Raw genomic sequence first — 21,341 nt, 5'->3', positions numbered from 1 at the left:
AATTACAAGGAGCCACACTATGCAAGAATCACTTCACTCTTTATTTTTGGGGCAGGCAATAGGACTGTATTTTCTTATTGTGGGAATCATAATGCTTTCTCGAGCTTCATATTATCGTGAGTTATTGACTCATCTTAAAGAAGGCAGTGCTACAATAGTAACGGCCGGAAGCTTGGGACTAATTATTGGAATTTGCCTTGTACTTGTTCATAACATTTGGGTTCCTGAATCAGAAGTATTAATCACCATAGTAGCATGGCTTATTTTGATAAAGTCAATCTTGTGGCTTGGATTCCCTGAATTTATGGTCAAATGCAGCCAAAAAGCCTATAAAGGCTCGGGTTATTATATTATTTCAATAGTTGTATTAATTATTGGCATTCTTCTGATAACACATGGATTTTACCTGTTTTCATAGACAGCTTGGATGTCATCAGAGTGATTGCTAGCCTCTAAAATGCGGAGGGTATCTTTCATAAAAGGAATCTAAACCTGTTTAGAAAGATGCTGTTTGCATTTAAATATTTTGTAAAGAATCTTTAAAAAACTGTTAATTTCTTAATAAAATCTTAAGCTTTGTTACATATACTGCGATCTTCAATGGAAATGAACAGTTGAATAAGGAAATCTCTACATTATATGAGGTTTAGTATGTCATCGTTTAATCATTCTTGTGAAAAAATTGATATAAGTCTAGCTCATAATGTTCTAACCATTTATCCAAAAAATAAGGAAGCTCTTAACACTTTAAAAAAACTACTGAATAATCTTTACATGTTCTATTTCATAGGTGGCATTCCTAACTTCACTTCGAATGAAATGGAGCAAATTCAAATTAACATTAAGTATTCCTCGCAAATAACTGATACCAAACTCGGAAATACCCTTCTGGCGTTTGTCAATCATGAAGTAATGACTCACACAGAAAAAGAAGTATTTTTAACTAAGCTCAATGATGCCAAAACGGCATTTATGACGCAATTCAATACTGAATTGGAAAACATCAGGAAGAAAGCAGAAGAGCTAAGCAAAAAAGCTGAGTCCGATCCCTCTCAGTACAAATCAGCCTCTGAAGCGGCCAATAGGCTTCATCAAGAATTATTAATAGCCTCACAACTGTATTTTTTCCATAAAACACCCGAAGCTTATGAAAATTTTAAACAAACATGTCAAATTGAAATTGATAGAGCCCGATCAATACTCGAAAAGCATAGAGGATGGAAACCCATATTGGTAAATGCAGGTGCAGCAATTCTAGGTCTTGGCATTTTGTATTTGATCGCAGCCTCTGTGAACTACTACAAAACAGAAGGTCGTCACTTTTTCTTTCATTTTGAAACGGATTCCCTACAAAAATTAGAAAAATTGAACGTAGCCCAATCTCAAGTGCTACGAGTTTAAAGATTTGCAACCCGGATTTGTGACAAAGTCTCATAATCCGGGAAATATAAATTAATTCACCCTAATATCCAAAATGGAGCTCTTCATATCATTCACTAACGTTTCAGACTTTGTCTGAGAAAATAAACCGAAGCGACCTGTAACGTAATAATTGACCCCTAGGGCAAATAAATATCCGACACCCAATAAGGCAATCGCAGTAGACAGTTCAGCTACTAACCACCAAACATCCCGGTGATTTTTCAAAGTCGAATTTGCTATATCAATTTCTTTTGCACAGCGTTCTTTATAGCGCTTTATTAAAAAGGGATCCGGATTCTTTTCGAGATAATTTGTATAGATGGACAGTTTATTAACTAGCCTTGCCATGGCATCTGCGCCATCGAAGTGCCCTCTCAGACGCAAATCCTTCTCTTTCATTTGTAATGTGATTAAATGAAGATGAATTAAGTTGATCTGCCTTTTTAATTTAATCTCATTTTCAGTGAAATAAAATTGAGAATTTGTAGACTCCTTTAGTTGTTTATATTTTTCAAAATTAATTTGAGAAAATTGTTCGATAACTTCATCAATAGTCCCTCTTTCATCAGGATCGGTAACCAGCATTGTTTTTAAGCAATTCCTGATCTTATTTTTATCTTCATCCGTTAAATATAATTCCAACTCAGGATCAGAAAATAACAGCTCATTCGTGGATTTACTAATCACATAATCCAAATCTTTATCACGAGATATATAATAATTAGTATACTCATCTCCCCATAGATAACTTAAAACTCTACCTGTCGACCAAACATCAGTTTTTGCTGTATACAGTGGTTTGTCCTTAAAAGACTCAGGGGCTCTGTAAGCCCTTGTCCCACATCGACGATAATCCTGTTCTGGCTCTTTAAGCACAAAGCCAAAATCGATCACTTTGGCTACAGGCGGAGATTTATTAAAATCAATTATAATATTCCCTGGTTTTATATCTCTGTGAATAAGACGTCTATCAGTTACCTGTTCTTTAATAGCTTTTAAAATTGCAAAAGTTAGCTCGATCCGACTCATAAGATTAAATTCAGGTATTTTTTCAAGCAAATCAAGTCGTTTAACGGGATGAAGAACTTTTTCTAAAACGATTCCATCTACTTTTTCCATAACTAAATAACTGAGTTTTTTTTCTTTATCTTCTATAAACACTGGTGGTTTAACTGCTATATGTCCCGCCTGCATAATCCCTTGATATTCCTGAATTACTGCGTAACTTTGATCTCGTTCAGTATGATCCTGTATTTTAACTAATTTATTCTTCGGGTCTTTTTTAATTATGTTACCGAATTCAAACTGAATGCTCCCCGAAATAGGATACACTATGCCATATCCCCCCTTGCCTATTGGTTCCTTGTTGGGGTCATAAATTTCAAATGTGTACTTTTCTTGATTCGATTTTCTTGGGCGTCTGACTAAAGATTGGTTAAAATAGAAGTGATAACTGATATCCTCATAAGAATACTTGTATCCCTGCCTGTTGCTCCAAGCACCTGGTGAATTCTCATTATTGAGATAACAATCCAGAGCTTCAAAGGCTTTTGGATTATTAGTCTGAAATTTTTGAAGATTAGCTGCATCTATAGAAAAAAACATTGTTTGAGACATAATATTGTATATTATTTGTAAAATTAGGCCTATTGTATATCATTTAATTCGTTATGTTAAATTATTTGAACTCTTAGCCAAAATCTAATTCATAATTTCTTAAATTTATAGTATAAAATAAAATTTTTATTTCAAGGAGAGAATTGTGGGTAAGGTAAATGCAGTAGGAATGGCCGAAGTTGAAGTTGAAAGAGCCAAAAGAGAAAAAGCCTTGAGAGTTCTAACCTCCTCTCCCTTCAACATAGACAATAAAGAGCACACACAAGCTCTAGAGAAATACATTAAGCAATTTGAGCTAAGCGTTAATCAAATGTACCTCTATCAGGCAATGAGTTCCGCATTAACCGCCTGGGGTGGCTCTTGGATAGCTGGAATGTTTTTACCAATTCCTGAGTTTGCGAATCATCTTCTTACTGCTTGTCTCTATTTAGGAGTTGCAGGTTATGTTCTTGAATCATTTAGCATGACGGATTTTTATGAGCAGTTAACAGAAATGAAGGTGCTTTATAATTGGTGTTTGAAAAATGGCAAAGACAACTATCCCTCAGATTTCGATAATGACAATAATCTCTTGTATCCTGATATTCAACGAATGATTAAATTAATGGCGCCTTTATGTTCTACTGAATTCATGGTTGCCTGGCCTAAAGAAGTAAAAACAACGGAAGCACAAACCGGGATCCTGTCCAGCACGCTGTCTCTTGGTTATTATGTAGTATCTGCACCATTCTCTTTTTTCTCAACATCTAATAAACCAAGCCAAGATCAAGTTCAACGAGTGAAAGAATTAAAAGTGCAGGTGGAAACAAAAGGACTTGAATTAGGTGTTTTTGCCGGTTTTGAACAAGCAATAAAATATTTTGCTACCAATCCCGATTTCAGAGATTTACTAAAAGCCAAGTTAACACAACCTGTCAATTCCTTTAAGAACATATTACAAACAACCATACCTGCAATGCTCACAAGCCCTAGCTCAAAATAATATTTTGCCAACCTTTAACCTACAGTAAAGGTTGGCTTTACGTTAAATAGTAGGTTACAAATCCTAAAGGGATTCTCAAAATGACAACAATCTTTACAAATAGGGAATTGATTAATAAAAAATACAAGCAACTGTTTTTAGATAGAGTATCGAATGTTAAAAAATTAAAGGAATGTATTAAAGCAAGATACGATAAAAAAGATCTGTCTGATGAGATATTTTATAAACTATTCAGTAATAATCATAAACAAATCTATGATTTTATCGGTCCTCATAATGAAAATAGAATCAGACATTTTTTTGGTGATTTTGATAATTTCGACCCACGTGATAACCAGATTACAGTTTTAGATCGTTTTATTCTTGATAGTATTCATTTTGATGTGATAGGTACGTTATTAGTGCAATTTTATGAAGAATATAATAATAATCAGAAAGAGATTGATAAAGCCTGGCAACAGGAAATTCAAGCCTATGCTCATCTGGGCCCAATTCCAAACCAGACGATAATTACAAATTTAATTAAATCCAATAAAGATCTAGTGTTTAACGACTTGGAATTTCCCATTCATAAAAACGTTCAACTCTTCCAGTTAAAGAAATCTTCAATTGAATTAAATGTTCAAGTATTTATTCATTGGTTACCAAAAGTAAATAATGCCACAGATTCCAAATCCAATTTTCTTCATAATAATACTATTCTTTATAGTATAGTCGCAGGTATAGTCGCAGTTGCATTAGCAATAATCATTGCTCCTTTCTTATTTTCTACAGGTGCAGCGACTGGCTTAGCGGTTATTTCCAATCCCGTGTCCTGGGGTATTGTCTTTGGGGTATTAATAACAACTCTGCTTGCGATGAAGGGTATCTCCATTGCTGCTAATAAGTCCTCAAATCCTAATTGCAATGAAACAGAGTATTTTCAGGAAATAAAACAGTCATATAATGGAGTTCTTAAAAATAAAATGTGCTTTAGAAATGATAAAATAGAACAGTCTCCACCTGTTCACGATATCGCATGGCCGCTGTCAAATAGGAATAACCACGTGAAAGAAAAATTGGGGGTTGGTCAAGAGTTTAAATCTGAACTAGACCCATGCATTAAAATCAGCAGATGAGAGAAGTACCAACCAATGAGACTGTCTATGCTCATTCATCTGGGTACTTAACTTGATTTTTATGAAAGGGATTGGTTTAAAATTTGTGATGTAAAATATGAACGTAAATAAAATCCCCTCGGTAAGGTTTTTATACGATTTCCCTCTGAGTCATAACCATAACATAAGGCCTTCCCATTTGCTGCCTTGGGTCTTACCTGCAGATATTCTCCTGCAGCAGAATTTAATAATTCTAACTGTCCCATGATAATTTGGTTGGTTAAATAGTTCCAATCTTCTTCAAGAACAGACTCATGATGCTTATTTGGAGACCATAAAAATCCGCGCCCAATTCTTCTTTGTAGAAATGGAATATCAGTATCCCCTTCGATAGGTACCCATAATACTCGTTTTAATTTAGAGTAGCATTGAGAAGATTTCCAATGTTGCTCATGTATAGTAAGTAATGGGATCGAAACAATAAAAGTTGATTCTGCAGGTTTTCCTGACTTATTAATGGGTATCGTTTTTAATTCAATGTCCAGCTGTTTAAAATCAGGTAGTGATTCATTCTTTGCATCGGCACCTAAAGCCATTTCCAGAGCCTGGCCTGTCCACCCCTTTCTGTGAATCGGATTTAAGGAAGTAGAAATATTTAAGCCCATCGCTAATTGAGCAAAACTCAAGCCCTCAATCAACTGACACCGATCCAGTAACTCCTGCTCACTCTTCGGTGGTTTGCTTTTTAAGGCTGAAATCACTGGAACCCTCTTTTAATTCAACGCTAATAGGCTCGATAGGTGGTTGAATTCCTGCGGCCTTAAATTGAGCAGTAATTGCAAACAAGACTTTTGATCTGACTTCTACACGATTATGGTTTTGTATATTAATAAAATATCGTGCTTCAAATTCTATTAAAGCCGTATCAATTTTCTTTAAAAAAACTTGTGCTGGAGGATCAGAAACTATTTCCGGAATAATGGCTAATACATCAAGTATTAATTGCTGAATCATAACGGGATCATCTGCCCTGCTTACCTTTATTGGAATCACTGTACGAATAATTCCATCCTGATGAGTCCAGTTTGTAAAGGGTTTATTGAATGTTTCAGCATTAGGTATCAAAACTTGCGTGTTATCCCACGAAGAGACACGCATAGAACGAATCCCAATGTGGGCTACCTGCCCTTCGTATTCACCAATGGAAATCAAATCCCCTTCTCTTACTGGTCTTTCAATTAAAAGCATAATGCCACCAACAATATTGCTGGCAAAATCTCTAAGTCCAAACCCCATGCCAACAGCAAGTCCTCCAAGAATCATGGACATACCGCTAAAATCAAGACCTAATACGTGAAGAGTAATGAAAGTACCAAGTAGTATCACTGTGTATTGAGTAAACACGGATAAACTATGACGTATACCAACATCCTTGGTGTTTTTGTATAACCAACGAAAACAAAATTCACGCGTCCATTTTGCTGCCCAAACCAAAGCCGCGAGCAAAATAAAAAATTCGATTATGCTGGCAACAGTAATGTGTATGCCCGTGATGTTCAGAATACTGTACTTAACGATTTTTTCCAGGCTGGTCACAACTAACGAATCAGAGTACCAACCAAACAACTGAAATAAAACCAATGCACTTGTCAAAAATAAAACGATGCGCAAAATTTTATCGATTGGCTTTAGAAAAACTTCTATCCATAGCCAACCATTCTTTAGAGAAGATATCATCCATTCCGAAAAAAGCTCCAAAGCATCAAATATCAAACCTCTAACAAGAATATATCCTACTAAAACTAATAAAAAATAGGCCTGATAACGGCTCATAGTCCAAGCCATATTGACAAAGCCTATTAAACCAATAATTGCAGTCGTAAATAAAGTAATAGGAATTAGAATGACCAACAGGGACATTGCATTTTTAAAATATCTTTTTTTAGACTTCAATAATGGCCTGATAAGATAAGGAATAACATCTTTACTTTTCCATGCCACCAAAGACACCGTTAAGATAAACAACATAAATAATCGATTAAATATATCTTGTAATAAAACAGACAATGGTAATAAGTGACTAAATGTCATCAACGCGGTCGTCCACCCACCAAAGAGCAAAAGCCATTTTAATCGATAATATAATTTGACGTCTTTACCTGAAGAATCTGAAATACTTTCTAATAAGATCAAGCGCGCTATTAAAATCAAAATTCTAAAGGTAAACCATACTGCAATTAAATTAATTAACAATTGCGAGTTGGCAAGAGAAATACTGGTGAAATATAACACAAACCATAACATGGCAAAAAAACAAAGATGCGGCATATTCCTTTGCACTAAAACAAGTATTCCATCATAAAGGTAACCAGTAAATCTTGATCTCTCTTTGTCTCTGGCTAAAGTTTTTAAAAATTGATTTAAAATATAAAAAAAACTCAGAATACAAACCAGAAATACCCATAAAATAATAGTTGGAAAAGTATCTAGCCAAGTGTAGCTGTCATAAACTTTTAAAGTCAGTGTTTTTATATATTTATAAGATAAACTTGGAATTTCAATTAACTTCTTAAGGATTACAGTCCAGCTGTCAATATTGTATTCACTTAAACTTTGTCTAGTTGAAATCTGTTTCTTTAATTGATTCTGATAGTCTTCCAATCGCTTGGTTAACAGCAACTTTTGATTAGCAGTCTCTTTTAGTTCTGTTTTGACATCAAGCTGTAATAAGCTGTTAGACTTCTGTAATCCAGGCTCAACAAAAAGATTCGCTTCGTTTGTAAGAGAGGTGAGTATTATTTGCAAAGAGTTTTCGATACTTGAATATTGATTAATAACCTCTCTATAAGTATCAATTACAGACTGCAGAGTTTTGGTATCTGAGCTATTTAACAAAACCATGTCCGTTTTAATTACTTTTTTCTGTAACTCAAGTGTATTCAGCTTTTGATGAATAAATGCGATTTTCTGGTTATTAATATACAAATTGGCTTCGTAACTAATTTGTTCATTAACAGTCAATTCAGGGTGTTTTTGATCTTGTCCCGATACGATATTCGCATAAAGTGCATTCAGTTCTTTATTTAATTTTTCTTTGGAAAATTTTATTGACTTAAGTTTTTCCTCCAAGTCAAAATTTGCCTTCCAAAGTTCTAGCTCATTTAATGCATCATTTAAAATTAATTGATATTGCTTAGCCAAATCCAAAGTTTCGACAATTAATTCAGTAGTTTTTTTATTAACAGTGAGCAGGGTTTCGATTTTACCAACCTTTTCTTGAATATTTACCTCGCCGTTGGCAATCGGCATTTGTTGCAAATGCTTCAATTGCTCATTCAAATTGATTTCTTCTTTCTTTTGATTATCAAGAAAACCATTCAAACTTTCAATTTTAGCTTTATTCATCGAAAGAATAGTTCTAATCTGCCTCACTTTCTCGCTGTATTCTTTCTCATCCTTAGGCATACTCCTTTGTTTGATTTCATTGATGGCTATAGTCAAATGAGTTTTTTCATGAGCCAAATACTCCACCAATGTTGCATTACTTTCTTTAATCGACGCTGAAAAGATAGGGAAACTAAAAAAACTAAGTGTCAAAAAAAGAAGAGGCAGGAGCAAGCACCACAAGCGTTTGAAGCTTGTGGTGGTTAAATTTAAATTATTTTGTCGTAATAGTCGGAGCAAGTCTTATTCCCAGTTCATTTAATTGTGTACTTCCCGTGGGCGATGGTGCGCTTGTTAAGAGACAAGATGCTGTTTGAGTCTTAGGAAACGCAATAACATCCCTAATGGAAGTTGAGTCAGTTAACAACATGGCTAATCGGTCAATTCCTAATGCAATGCCACCGTGTGGTGGAGCACCATATTGTAAGGCATCTAGCAGGAAACCAAATTTTTCATGCGCCTCTTGCTCATTGATGCCAAGCAAGTCAAATACTGTACTTTGTAATTCAGGTTGATGAATACGAATTGATCCACCACCAATTTCATAACCATTAATAACTATATCATAGGCTCTAGCTAATGTTTGTGTAGGTTGGGAACGGAGTGCCTCAGCTGATAGTTCCTGTGGGGAAGTGAAAGGATGATGCATCGGCTGTAGTTTATTACTTTGGGGATCTAATTCAAACATGGGCCAGTCAACCACCCATAATAATTGCCATCCAGAACTAATCAGATTTCTGTCATGACCCAGTTTATTCCTTAAAGCTCCCATCGATTCATTGACTATATGGGTTTTATCAGCACCGAAGAAAATAACATCTCCTGTTTGTGCTTCAACTCGGCTAAGAATAGCCTGTACTGCAGTTTCAGGTAAAAATTTAAGAATAGGAGATTGTAAGCCTGCTGAACCAGCACTTACATCATTCACTTTAATATAAGCAAGTCCTTTGGCTCCATATATAGCCACAAACTGTCCATAAGTATCTAGTTCTTTTCGACTAAGATCGCATCCATTAGGTAACTTTAAGGCAACCACTCTCCCAGAATCATCATTAGCTGCAGAAGCAAACACATTAAAGTCACAATCTTGTACTAAATCAGCGATGTCAATTAATTCAAGAGGATTACGCAGATCGGGTTTATCACTTCCATACCGTGTCATAGCTTCCTTGTATGACATTCTTGGCAATTTATCAGGCAATGTGACATTAGCAAGTTCTTTAAATACAACTTTCAATAATCCTTCAATAAGTTGTAATATGTTTTCTTCATCAATAAAAGCCATTTCTATATCAAGTTGAGTAAACTCAGGCTGTCTGTCGGCTCGCAAGTCTTCATCCCTGAAGCAGCGGACAATCTGATAATACTTATCAAAACCTGACATCATCAACAATTGCTTAAACAATTGCGGAGATTGAGGTAAAGCATAAAATTGCCCAGGATGAACTCTTGATGGCACAAGATAATCACGCGCCCCTTCAGGAGTCGCTTTGGTTAGCATAGGAGTTTCAATATCCAAAAAATCTTGTTCATTAAGATAATTACGTATGCAACTGTTTAATTTGTGCCTTAAGGTCAGTTTGTTTTGCATAACCTCACGTCTTAAGTCAATGTAACGATACTTGTAACGTAAATCCTCATTAACAATTTGATGATCGTCAGGCAAAAAAGGTGGAGTTGGAGATTGATTAAGAATCTCAAGTTGGGTACCGATCACTTCTACCCTGCCAGTCTCCATTTTGTCATTGATCATTCCCTCTGGTCTTTTACGCACTATACCAGTAACACGGACAACAAATTCCGATCTAAGTTTTTCAGCAATTGCAAAAGTTACCTTGTTTTCAGGCTCGTAGACAACTTGCAATAGTCCCGAACGATCACGAATATCTAAAAAAATAACCCCTCCATGGTCACGTCTATTATGTACCCACCCACAAACTGTGATTTGCTTATCCAAGCTTAATTCATTCACGGCCAAACAGTAGTGTGTACGCATAAAACCACCTATTAAAGTTTATTGAGTTTTTACTTGTGACAATGCAGGATCAGCCTGCATTACACCTAAGGAAATTACTAATTTTAACGCTTCATCAATGCTCATATTCAATTCGATGGCATCTTGCCTGGGTATCATCAACATAAAACCCGAAGTTGGGTTAGGAGTAGTTGGCACAAATATAGACATCATGTCTTCCTTAGATTTTTCTTTAATTTCAACATTAACAAGCCCCGTCTGAAATGCTATAGTCCAAAGCCCTTTACGGGGATACTCCACTAAAACCACTTTTCGAAAAGCCTGACTATTAGTCGATAAAACTGCTTGAATGACTTGTTTCACAGCATTATAGATGGATCGCACCAAAGGTATTCTAGCCAACAAAGACTCACCCCAACCCACTAGCCTTTGTCCAAAAAAATTGGTTGCAATAATTCCAGTCACAAGTAATAAAATTAATGAAAACAAGACCCCAAAGCCTGGTATATGAACCCCTAGTAACTGCTCAGGTTGATAAGCTTTAGGAAATAAGGCCAGTGTGCCATCAAGCATATCAATGATAAAACGCAGAACTACTATGGTTACGAATATTGGTAGCCATACTATTAAACCTGTAATTAAATAGCCTCTTACTGAGATTGGTTTCACTCGCTATCACCTTTTGTCGATTTTAAAGTGTCAGTAGAGGTTGATGCTGGAATTTCTTTAGTGGAATTATCTTTTTTTGTGTTGGAATCTTCAGATTGATTCTCTGTTGACTCCTTTGCTGCGCTGCCCTTATTTTTGAAATCTGTAGCATACCAACCAGTACCCTTCAGCTGGAATCCGGCAGGAGAAATAAGTTTTGTCAAGGTATTTTCATAACACTTTGGGCATTGCTTCACAGGAGCATCTGTAATTTTTTGCATCAAATCAAAGTGATGATGACAACTTGTGCATTGATATTCATAAATTGGCATCTGGCATGACTCCATAAACTCGAAGTATCTGTAATTTAACTTTTCATTATAATTCCTAGCATGGGTTTAGCGCAAGAAGAACTAATACTGCAATCAGGGCAAAATCATATTTTGATTGTAATTCACACAAAACGATGTCATTTTGTGCGAAGAAAGGATTTCCTGAGGATAACTTCCGAGCTTGAGTGAGGAGATCCTTGGCTTTGCCAGGATCATTGATTGGGACAAAATAATGGTTCTAAATCAACTCAATCGGATATGATATTCACTGATAAAATCTTATTTTGATATAAAATCCCACTGAAATTACAAGGAATTTAAACAAATATCAGAAATCGACCCACCATAATTTGTAATAGCCAGCAAAGGATATTTTAATTGAGTCTCAAGAGTGCTTATATTTTCCTCCAACATTAGCATCTCAGGATCTATGCAGTTTGCAATCCATCCTTTACATATAATTTCATTTGCTTCGAGCGCAATCTGAGTAAGTAATGCATGGTTGATACAACCTAATTTCATACCTACAACTAAAATGACAGGAATATTAGTTAATTTCAAAAAATCCAACCAGGTTCCCTGATCATTCAGAGGAACCATGAGCCCCCCTGCTCCTTCAATAAATAGTTTCTCAATACCATCCAATTGCAAGTTAAGACAATAATCAGCTACTTTATGAATATTAATACATACTCTATCTTGCTTTGCGGCCAAATGAGGTGACACGGGTGATCTAAATCTCCAGGGATTAATAATATCCAAAGATAAACGGCTTTGCTGTTGGTGAAGAAGCGCGTCAGAATTTACTAATTGGTTCTCTTTATCATGACATCCACTAGCTATTGGTTTTATTGCTGCAGAATTAATAAAAAAGTGACCCAGTTGATTAGTAACAAATGTCTTACCGCAATCAGTATCAGTACCAGTAATAAAATATCGTTTCATTTTACAAATTCATTAATTGTTTTAACAAATAAATCGGTATGAGATAGAAAAGGCATATGAGCTGCCTTGTTAAACAATACATAATTAAAATCTGGATAAATTTCCTCCATCGTTTTCATTGTTTTAACAGGGGTTATGGGATCAAGTCGACCAAATAAATAAGCCGTAGGCACAGATAGCTTTTTCAAATCCTCTCTCAGGTCCCAGGTACCTAAAGCTTTAAGGCCGAATTCCAGTCCTTCTACAGACGGAGTATGGCCAAGTTTAAAATCAAGTTCCATATTACTAAGTTGTAAAGACAAAAATTCATTTAGTGTCTTATTAATATCTTTTGATAAATTGTTATAAAATTTGATGAATACCTCTTGCTCTACTCCTGGCCAGTTTACATCGGCGATAAAGCGTGGTGAAGAGGTAACATTTAACAAACAATGAATTCGATTTGGCTCCTCAATAGCCAGCCGCGTCGCATACAGCCCGCCCATTGACCATCCTACCAAAGCAAATTTATCTGGTAATTGATCAAACAATTTCTTTTTAAAATCATCCCACTCCATCATTGAGGTCAGTCCAAAGCCAGGTAAATCAACCAAAATAATTTGGTAATTAAGCTTAAGATAATGAACTAGTGGTAGCCAGATTTGACAATCAAACCCCCATCCATGAAAAAAAACTAACGGAATACCTTGCCCATATTTATCTAGGTGAATGTTCATATATTAAATGTAATTTGTTGAATAATTGAGTAATTTGCTCTGTACTATGTTTAAAATTAATAATAATCCGTAAACCAGAAGAAGTACTGCTTACGGTTGGAGACCTGATGGCAGAGCAATGAAATCCTTCTCTTTTCAGTGCATTAGAATAATAAAGCGCCTTATGAGGGCATCCTAATCTTAATTGCTGAATTGGTGTATCCGAGTCAAGCCAATTCAAAGGTGAGGACTTAATTAATTCTTTAAACTGAGAAATTAAATGCTTTAATTTTGTTCTTCTACAATCCGCTTCTATGATTATGTCTAATGTTTTTAGTAAGCCGTAACATAAAGCAGGACTAATGGCTGTTGAATAGATAAATGAGCGTGCTGCTTGTAACAACGCATTTATCCAATCTTGATGCCCTGCAACTATGGCTCCCTGAGAAGCAAACGTTTTACCAAAGGTAATGACCCGTAATGGCACTTCATTCTGAGTCAATCCATTATCTGGTACAGCCCCCTTTCCTTGAGGCCCGATCACACCAAAAGCATGAGCTTCATCCACGATGAGTTCAATACAATTTTCCTTGCATAAAGAATGAATTGTGGACAAAGGAGCCTTTTGTCCACTCATACTAAAAATTCCTTCTGTGATCACAACAGAGTCACCTAAGCTGGACGTCAATAGACTTGATAAGGCATTCATATCATTATGAACATAACGAGAGTAATTTACCTGAGACAAAGTTAATCCATCATAAATAGAAGCATGAACACTTTTATCTATGAAACAATGGGCTCCCAGACGTCCGAGCAAAGCCGTAATGGCTAAATTTGCAGAATAGCCAGAAGAAAATAAAAGGCAATCATCAACTCCCAATAATTTTGAGAAAGTATGCTCAAGAGTTCGATGGTTCGCATGATATCCGCTTAGAACCATAGAAGCACCACTTCCACAAGGATATAATTGATATCCTTTTTGATAGGCCTCGGCAATACGTTTATCCTCAGTTAATGACAAGTAATCATTAGAGTCAAACCGAACAATATCAGTGGTATTAGATTCGAAAAGTTGCCTCGTGCGTAGTAACCCTTGTTCCTGTATGTGTTTTGTATACTCTTCAATTTTAATATTAAGAGTCATTTATACCATCTCAGTTAAACCAAGCTTATTAAAAAGTGCTTTGTCCTTGATACGCTGAGGATTATCTTCGGTTAATAACTTATCACCAATAAATACTGAGTTCGCTCCTGCAAAATAGCAAAGGGCTTGTAGTTCATCACTCATTTCAGTCCGTCCAGCTGTCAATCTAATAGCACTTTTAGGCATTAAAATTCTGGCTGTAGCAATGGTTCTCACCAATTCGATTCCTTCAACACGCTCTGCCTTAGCCAGGGGCGTTCCTTCCACAGGGATTAAACGGTTGATCGGCACACTTTCTGGAGGAGTTTCCATGTTGGCTAATGTCAACAAAAACTCGATACGATCTTCTCTGGTTTCGCCTAATCCTAAAATACCACCACAACATACATTAATTCCTGCCGAGCGGACGTTATTCAGAGTATCTAAACGGTCACTGAACTTTCTGGTAGTAACTACTTTTTCATAGTAGGAAGGTGACGTATCAATATTATGATTATAATAATCAAGTCCTGATTCTTTTAAATGGTCAGCCTGCTCCCTTGTAAGCATACCCAAAGTCATGCAGGTTTCAAGCCCTAAGGACTTTACGCCCTCTATCATTTCTTTTAATTGCGGCATGACCTTATCCGGTGGGCAACGCCAGGCAGCACCCATGCAAAAGCGTTTTGCTCCACCCTCCTTGGCCTCTTTGGCACATTGCAATACCTCTTCAACTGACATCAATTTTTCTTTTTCTACATGAGTTTTATAATGACCACTTTGAGAACAATAGCCACAATCTTCTGGGCAGGCACCTGTCTTAATACTTAATAAGGTTGCAAATTGCAACGAATTAGAATCATGAAATTCACTATGAATAGTATGTGCTTTATAAAGTAAATCATTAAATGGTTGCTGATAAATTGCTTCGATCTCTGAAATTGACCATTTTTTCTTTTCTTCAGACACTTCTAACCCCTTTAATTCATAATAATGAACATGATAAAGTCACGCCTACGCTTGTCAACCAAAATTTTAAAAATGGTAAACATAGATCAACTTATAGCAAAAGATTTACTTCACATTTGGCATCCCTGTACACAAATGAAAGATTTTGAGACTTATCCACCTATCGTTATAAACAAAGCAAATGGTAGCTATCTGGATACCAACAAGGGTCCGTTGATTGATGCCATTTCCAGTTGGTGGTGTAAATCCTTAGGCCATAGCCACCCTTCCGTAGTAGCTGCGATTAAGAATCAATTAAATAGTTTCGAGCACGTTATTAGCGCTAATACAACTCATCCTATGGCTGTAGAACTGGCTGAAAAATTAAGTGAAATTACCGGCAAACAACATGTATTTTTTGCCAGCGATGGTTCCAGTGCAGTTGAAATTGCTATGAAATTAGCAATCCATGCTGCACAAATAAAAGGATACCAAAATAGAAATCAATTTATTGCATTAAAAAATGGATACCATGGTGAAACGCTTGGTGCTATGAGTGTTAGTGATTTAGGTCTCTATAAAGCACCATACACGTCATTTGGTGTTCAATGCCATTATATTAATGACATTCCATATGTCTCAGGCTTCAAAGATCCATTATGGGTAAATTGCGATACCCATTGGGATAAAATTGTTCAGCAATTAGATAAAATTACTGATAAAACATGTGCCATTATTTTAGAACCCATCGTTCAAGGTGCCGGAGGGATGCTGTGCTACAGCGCTGATTTCCTGTCAAAAATTGCTTCCTGGGCCAAAGAAAAGGACATTTATTTAATAGCCGATGAAATTATGACTGGTATTGGAAGAACTGGCCAATGGCTAGCATGTGATCATGCCAACATCAATCCCGATCTGATTTGTCTATCTAAGGGGCTAACTTCCGGATCAATACCATTTAGTTGTGTCATGATCGATAGCGCTATATTTGATCTTTTTTATAATGATTACCATACTGGTCAATCTTTTTTACATTCACACACATACAGTGGTAACCCACTCGCAATAAGTGCTGCATTAGCTACAATTAAAACAATTGAACAAGAAAATATCCTGGCGTATACGCAAGAAATTGGTGAGGCTATGCTGTCTTATTTGCATGATATAGCCAGAGAATGTGGAAAACTTGTAAACGTACGTGGCATTGGGGGGGTCGTTGCTGCAGATCTTATAGATACCGACCAAGATAGAATAGGATTCAAGATCTATCAGCAAGCAATAAAATTAGGTGCTTTAATACGTCCTATTGGAAATACTCTCTATTGGTTACCTCCGCTAAACACAGATAAAAAAATCATTGGGAAATTAGCAGAAATAACATTAAACTCTATAGAAACAGCCTATAATAAAACTCAGAGATATGAGTAAGGTTATTCATATATTGTCTTTATTTATTTATAAAAAATTCAAAATCATATGGATTCTGTTTACCATTGGCATCCTAATTCCATCCCTGTTTATCAATTGGAACCTTAACGAAAAAAGAGCATACAACGATCTAAAAGAGATCGCTATAAATCTTAGTAACAACATGGATGGTTTTATTGAAGATCTATTTCAAGAAATCTATGCTTTACCTGTGTATGGCAAAAATTTTGTTGATTGTAAATCTGATTTGTATCCGTTTCTAGAGCATATTACTCTCAATAATCCCAAAGTGTCAGGAGTCATTATTAGTGATAGCCAACATAAGCTATTCTGTTCAACTTTACCAAATAATAAAGGATTTATATCTACAACAGTTCATACACGCACAATATTAGGTCCATATGAACTACCTTTATTTGATCAACCCGTTTACTTGATCCAACAAAAAATGGGTAATTATCATATAGGAATTTATATTGTTGCTTCTGTTATAAAAAACGAATTAAAAACTGAAAAGGATATAACAACTTCCATCGCCTTATATAGTGTTGCAGAAAAGAAAACCATCCTACGCATTGAACTATCTGATGACAATAGAAACTGGGTATTAACTAAAAATATGGAGGCTCAAACACCAGAAAATCCAGCCGGTCTATTTGCGATAGAAAAATTACAAAGTATAAATGATATTTCCATAGTTGTTTTTGAAAATAGCAAAACCATCCTGTATAACCTTTGGTTTAGCCAGATAATAATTATTCTTATCATTTTAATATCTTCCTTTGTTTTATATGCCCTTATACAAAATATGATGTCAAAACGATATTCCTTACAGGGTGCATTGAAATTAGCTATTAAAAATGAGGAGTTTTATCCAGTATATCAACCTTTATTTGATTGTAAGGCAGGAAGGTTTTCTGGCGTTGAAATACTACTCAGGTGGGAAGATAAAGACAGTCAAATCATTATGCCTGATTTTTTCATTGTTGAGGCAGAAGTCACGGGCTTAATTGTACCTATTACACTTCAAATCATAGAAATAGCATTGAAAGAATCTAAACCTTTATTAGAGAAACAACCTTATTTTCATCTTGCATTTAATATTTCCGCATTACATTTTACTAATCCAGAATTTTTTAATGGTTTCAACAAGTTAATAAAAGAATACCATGTCTCACCACATCAGGTTATATTTGAAATAACAGAAAGAGAACTTCTTGATAAGAATGACAAAATTTTTATTGATAAAATGCGAGAACTGAGGAAGACAGGGTTCTCACTCGCGGTGGATGATTATGGAACTGGTCATGCCAGCATTAGTTATTTACAACATTTTCCATTCAATTATTTAAAAATTGATAAAGTATTTGTTCAGGCAATAGGTACAAATGCAATTACAGAATCCTTAAATGATGCCATTATTCAGATGGCAAAAGGGTTAAACTTAATAATTATAGCGGAGGGTGTAGAAACTAAAGACCAGGCAATTTATTTATCAGATAATGGTGTTCATTTACAGCAAGGTTGGTATTATTCTAAAGCTTTATCCATTGGAGAATTAACTATCCTGCTAAAAGGAGAAAAAATATGAGGAATTGTATTTTTTATGGTTTATCACTACTAATTTGTTTATCAACTGCAGGATTTAGTGCACCAGCAATGAATAAAACCAATTATTGGAAATGCGTAACCCATGATAAAGCTAATAAACAATGGACAGCACGCAGCCCTTACCGAAAGGTAGCTATTAATGTTGCATTCTCGGCTTGTAAAAAAGAAAGCGTAGTACCCGCAACCTGTAAAACATCAGCATCAAGTTGTGAAGGATTTGTAGATGGAATTAGTACAAGACCAATGTGGCATTGTACTGCCATAGACATGGCAGCCCAACCATGGGAAAGTAATTATTATTCTAATCGAGATGATGCAGCCCTCGCTGCCCAAGCCTTCTGTAAAGAGAATAGTACACTACCAGCGACGTGTTACATTAATATGGTAACTTGCATGAACATGAATGAAGGAGTCCGATCTCATGGTTTATTCAGTGGGATTAACTGGTAATATTGCAAGTGGTAAAAGCACAGTTGCTGAGTTTTTTTCCGAACTGGGTGTTGACGTCATTAATGCCGATAGAATTTCTAAGGAATTAACCTCTAAAAATACACCCTATTACCAAAGTATTCTTTCACATTTTGGTGCTTCAGTAGTATTGGGAAATGGTGATTTGGATCGAAGGCGCCTGAGAGATATTGTATTTTCTGATAATAAAGAGCGGCTATGGCTTGAAAATCTGTTACATCCAGCCATTCGTAAAAAAATTGAAGACAAGATTAAGGAGTGCACTTCTCCCTATTGCCTTATTGAAATCCCTTTATTATTTAATAAAAAACACTATCCTTACCTCCAAAAGGTTCTATTAGTTACTGCCCCATTGGAATCTCAGTTAGACAGAGTTATAAAAAGAGATAATTGCTCCAGGGAACAGGCGTTAGACATTTTAGCGACCCAACCGAGTTTAAAACAACGCATGGAAGCAGCAGATGATGTACTCAATAATGAATCTGGATTAATTGAGTTAAAAGCTAAAGTGAATGAATTACATAAAAAATATCTCGAGGAAGTGAACATCGAGCGCAAACGATAAATAACTACTAAACTATTCAAGTTTACCCAGATTTTAAACAAGGCAAAATCATACCATTCCAAGTTAATCCAACGACCTTATTCTGCTCAAATGATTATCGTCCTTCGCTTCGCTCAGCGATAACATCGTTTTGTTTGTTTTGTAGGCAAAATATGATTTTGCCCTGTGATTTTAAAGATTTTTTTGTTTTCAACAACTTTTATGTTAGTCTTGACACAAACTAAACATTAATAGCTTGATTTTTTGGATTTGTTTATAAAAAAATAATGCTGTTTTTTTTAAAACATGGAAATTCGTTTTTATTTAATGAGTATCTATAAAAATTTAAATAACCGCTACTATAGGATAAAGCTAGGGATGGCCTTAATCTATGCATAATAATATGATAACTTTTCAACTTGCAACTCATGTTTTATCAAGAATAGCTTTGCGCTTAGAATATCTATTTAAAACAATTAATGAAGCATGCAATGAGTCCCATGAGGTTATCCATCGATTTGCCTTAAAAAATATTATTGAAATTGTTGAAATAATTGAGAAACCTGAATTAAAAAGCCGATTTATAAAAGAATTAATTCGAATAGAACATGTACTAAAAAAACCTAATTTATTGAATAATAATGAGTTATTTGATCATCTGGCTACTCAAATTCATATATTAAATCATGTACCAGGTCGATTCAGTAATACCATTCAGGATGATGAGTTTTTAAAAATTTTAAGACAAATACACCATCCCAATACTAAAGAATGTGAATTTAATTCCCCGCATCTGGTTTTATGGTTTGACTCCGACCCTTTAATAAGACAAAAAACAATTAGTCAATGGGTAACTTGTCTAAAGGATCTGGAAGACACAGTAAAAATTTATTTATCCTTATTACGTAGTGTCACTCGATATATCCCTATCAGAGCATATAATGGGTTTTACCAATACAGCATTTCACCTAATTCAATGAATCATCTTATATTATTAAGAATGGATAAGACATTGAGAATTACACCTAAAATCCAGTTAGGGCATCACAGTTTGACTATTAGGCTCTATGAGCTAATTACTGCTCATGAAATTCGGGATAAAACAGTAGATATGGAAATTGCTTTTTGTCAAATTTAATATCACTTGGATTCAGCTCATTTTTTTATATAGTTTGAATTGAGTAACTGTTCATAACCCCGCCGGCTCTTCTTAATTGAAATGGATTGTAATCCCCCCACCATAATAACGTTCAACCCCGTTCAAAAGACCTCTAATGCGTTGATCCACTTCCAAGTCAATTACAATATTCTTTTTAATCTGATAAAGTATGCCTGCGTCAGCATTATAACCGCTCCCTTCATCAGGTGCTGTTTTACTTTGCCCATATGCCTCAACAAACAATGAAATTTTATTTTTTGTCCAAGACAAAATGAGATCCGGATTAATAGTGGTAAAGCTTTGACCACCGCTATTAATAGGCTCTGATAGAGAAATAAACTCCAAAGTTCCTGTCAGGTTTAATTGTGAGTTAAAATTATAACCCACTACTCCCGTTAAACCACCACCAGGTCCTTTACTGCCAAAAGAAGCACTTCCTGAAGGGAAAATGAATGTTCCATCAACTGCAACGATACAACTCTCATTAAACCATAAAACATGTTTGACATCTAACTCTGTTGCTGTAAAACCTACACGCGGCGTGACAGTTTGATTGATATAATTGGGTAACGTTATGTCCACTTCAAAGTAATCTGACAAACCCAGCTGTATTACACTAGCAGGAAAATTATTTTGTATTCCTTCACCGATCAATTGTTGATATTGATATCCAGCACCCAACAACACACTTTTAGGAGGAACTACGCAAGGATTTATTGCAATGCCTCCCCTATCAACAAAGGAAAACATATCCGTTGGTTTTCCACAAACACTTTCATAATTACTTACAGCGTGCACTTGAAAAGTAAGTAATATTAAAAAAAAAATAAAAATTCCATTTCGCTTGGTAACCATTTTCCTTCTCAATCTGAAGACCTTATATATAAAACCTAATATCAT

Annotated in this window: 20 protein-coding genes; 9 read left to right on the top strand and 11 right to left on the bottom strand. The window is 35.4% G+C overall.

Annotation, left to right across the window (positions count from 1 at the left end; all coding sequences use genetic code 11):
• Window positions 1-19: 19 nt before the first annotated feature.
• Complete coding sequence (locus ACZ5EK_RS07700) at window positions 20-418, top strand: hypothetical protein (protein ID WP_464427471.1); 399 nt, start codon at window positions 20-22, stop codon at window positions 416-418.
• Between the two features lie 233 nt (window positions 419-651).
• A complete protein-coding gene (locus ACZ5EK_RS07695; protein ID WP_464432363.1) occupies window positions 652-1,401 on the top strand; it encodes a lpg1484 family Dot/Icm T4SS effector in 750 nt (249 codons plus the stop codon).
• A gap of 51 nt (window positions 1,402-1,452) precedes the next feature.
• On the opposite strand, the gene legK1 is transcribed toward ACZ5EK_RS07695, so the two are convergent.
• Window positions 1,453-3,027 (bottom strand): Dot/Icm T4SS effector kinase LegK1, encoded by a 1,575-nt coding sequence (gene legK1, locus ACZ5EK_RS07690; RefSeq protein WP_464432362.1) that lies wholly within the window; start codon window positions 3,025-3,027, stop codon window positions 1,453-1,455.
• A gap of 157 nt (window positions 3,028-3,184) precedes the next feature.
• On the opposite strand from legK1, the gene ACZ5EK_RS07685 reads away from it, so the two are divergent.
• Window positions 3,185-4,021, top strand: a complete 837-nt coding sequence (locus ACZ5EK_RS07685; RefSeq protein WP_464432361.1) for a hypothetical protein — start codon at window positions 3,185-3,187, stop codon at window positions 4,019-4,021.
• An 80-nt stretch (window positions 4,022-4,101) separates the two neighbouring features.
• Window positions 4,102-5,139, top strand: a complete 1,038-nt coding sequence (locus ACZ5EK_RS07680) for a hypothetical protein (protein ID WP_464432360.1) — start codon at window positions 4,102-4,104, stop codon at window positions 5,137-5,139.
• A 59-nt stretch (window positions 5,140-5,198) separates the two neighbouring features.
• Here ACZ5EK_RS07680 and mutH read toward each other — a convergent pair whose 3' ends face one another.
• From mutH to bioB, 9 genes are all read right to left on the bottom strand, one after another.
• Entirely contained in the window at window positions 5,199-5,879 is a 681-nt protein-coding gene (mutH, locus tag ACZ5EK_RS07675; RefSeq protein WP_464432359.1) for a DNA mismatch repair endonuclease MutH, read from the bottom strand.
• Window positions 5,842-8,802, bottom strand: a complete 2,961-nt coding sequence (locus ACZ5EK_RS07670; RefSeq protein ID WP_464432358.1) for a mechanosensitive ion channel domain-containing protein — start codon at window positions 8,800-8,802, stop codon at window positions 5,842-5,844. Before ACZ5EK_RS07670 ends, mutH begins: the two co-directional genes overlap by 38 nt.
• Window positions 8,777-10,558: an aspartate--tRNA ligase gene (aspS, locus tag ACZ5EK_RS07665; protein WP_464432357.1), complete on the bottom strand. Its 1,782-nt coding sequence runs from the start codon at window positions 10,556-10,558 to the stop codon at window positions 8,777-8,779. The genes ACZ5EK_RS07670 and aspS overlap by 26 nt, the downstream gene beginning before the upstream one ends.
• Before the next feature lie 18 nt (window positions 10,559-10,576).
• Window positions 10,577-11,206, bottom strand: a complete 630-nt coding sequence (locus tag ACZ5EK_RS07660) for a DUF502 domain-containing protein (protein WP_464427463.1) — start codon at window positions 11,204-11,206, stop codon at window positions 10,577-10,579.
• Window positions 11,203-11,517 carry an FmdB family zinc ribbon protein gene (locus tag ACZ5EK_RS07655; RefSeq protein ID WP_464432356.1) on the bottom strand — a complete coding sequence of 105 codons (315 nt, stop codon included), beginning with the start codon at window positions 11,515-11,517 and terminating at the stop codon, window positions 11,203-11,205. Before ACZ5EK_RS07655 ends, ACZ5EK_RS07660 begins: the two co-directional genes overlap by 4 nt.
• A 306-nt stretch (window positions 11,518-11,823) precedes the next feature.
• Window positions 11,824-12,462 (bottom strand): dethiobiotin synthase, encoded by a 639-nt coding sequence (bioD, locus tag ACZ5EK_RS07650; protein ID WP_464432355.1) that lies wholly within the window; start codon window positions 12,460-12,462, stop codon window positions 11,824-11,826.
• Window positions 12,459-13,178, bottom strand: coding sequence for an alpha/beta fold hydrolase (locus tag ACZ5EK_RS07645; RefSeq protein WP_464432354.1), 720 nt, complete (start codon window positions 13,176-13,178; stop codon window positions 12,459-12,461). The genes bioD and ACZ5EK_RS07645 overlap by 4 nt, the downstream gene beginning before the upstream one ends.
• Window positions 13,159-14,304, bottom strand: coding sequence for an aminotransferase class I/II-fold pyridoxal phosphate-dependent enzyme (locus tag ACZ5EK_RS07640; RefSeq protein WP_464432353.1), 1,146 nt, complete (start codon window positions 14,302-14,304; stop codon window positions 13,159-13,161). The genes ACZ5EK_RS07645 and ACZ5EK_RS07640 overlap by 20 nt, the downstream gene beginning before the upstream one ends.
• Window positions 14,305-15,252 (bottom strand): biotin synthase BioB, encoded by a 948-nt coding sequence (gene bioB, locus ACZ5EK_RS07635; protein ID WP_464427458.1) that lies wholly within the window; start codon window positions 15,250-15,252, stop codon window positions 14,305-14,307.
• Between the two features lie 72 nt (window positions 15,253-15,324).
• Between bioB and bioA the strand changes: the two genes are divergently transcribed.
• From bioA to zapD, 5 genes are all read left to right on the top strand, one after another.
• On the top strand, window positions 15,325-16,659 hold the full coding sequence (gene bioA / locus ACZ5EK_RS07630) for an adenosylmethionine--8-amino-7-oxononanoate transaminase (protein WP_464432467.1): 1,335 nt from the start codon (window positions 15,325-15,327) through the stop codon (window positions 16,657-16,659).
• Window positions 16,652-18,250 (top strand): EAL domain-containing protein, encoded by a 1,599-nt coding sequence (locus tag ACZ5EK_RS07625; RefSeq protein ID WP_464432352.1) that lies wholly within the window; start codon window positions 16,652-16,654, stop codon window positions 18,248-18,250. Before bioA ends, ACZ5EK_RS07625 begins: the two co-directional genes overlap by 8 nt.
• Window positions 18,247-18,720, top strand: a complete 474-nt coding sequence (locus ACZ5EK_RS07620) for a hypothetical protein (protein WP_464432351.1) — start codon at window positions 18,247-18,249, stop codon at window positions 18,718-18,720. The genes ACZ5EK_RS07625 and ACZ5EK_RS07620 overlap by 4 nt, the downstream gene beginning before the upstream one ends.
• Window positions 18,692-19,303, top strand: coding sequence for a dephospho-CoA kinase (coaE, locus tag ACZ5EK_RS07615; protein ID WP_464432350.1), 612 nt, complete (start codon window positions 18,692-18,694; stop codon window positions 19,301-19,303). Before ACZ5EK_RS07620 ends, coaE begins: the two co-directional genes overlap by 29 nt.
• A gap of 370 nt (window positions 19,304-19,673) precedes the next feature.
• Entirely contained in the window at window positions 19,674-20,420 is a 747-nt protein-coding gene (gene zapD / locus ACZ5EK_RS07610; protein WP_464427452.1) for a cell division protein ZapD, read from the top strand.
• A 72-nt stretch (window positions 20,421-20,492) separates the two neighbouring features.
• Here the strand turns inward: zapD and ACZ5EK_RS07605 are convergent, their stop codons facing one another.
• Complete coding sequence (locus tag ACZ5EK_RS07605) at window positions 20,493-21,296, bottom strand: transporter (RefSeq protein WP_464432349.1); 804 nt, start codon at window positions 21,294-21,296, stop codon at window positions 20,493-20,495.
• Window positions 21,297-21,341 lie beyond the last annotated feature (45 nt).

This window comes from Legionella sp. JM-2024 (assembly GCF_055389095.1).
The sequence above is the reverse complement of the archived record's forward strand: the minus strand, read 5'-3'. Positions and strand labels throughout refer to the sequence as shown.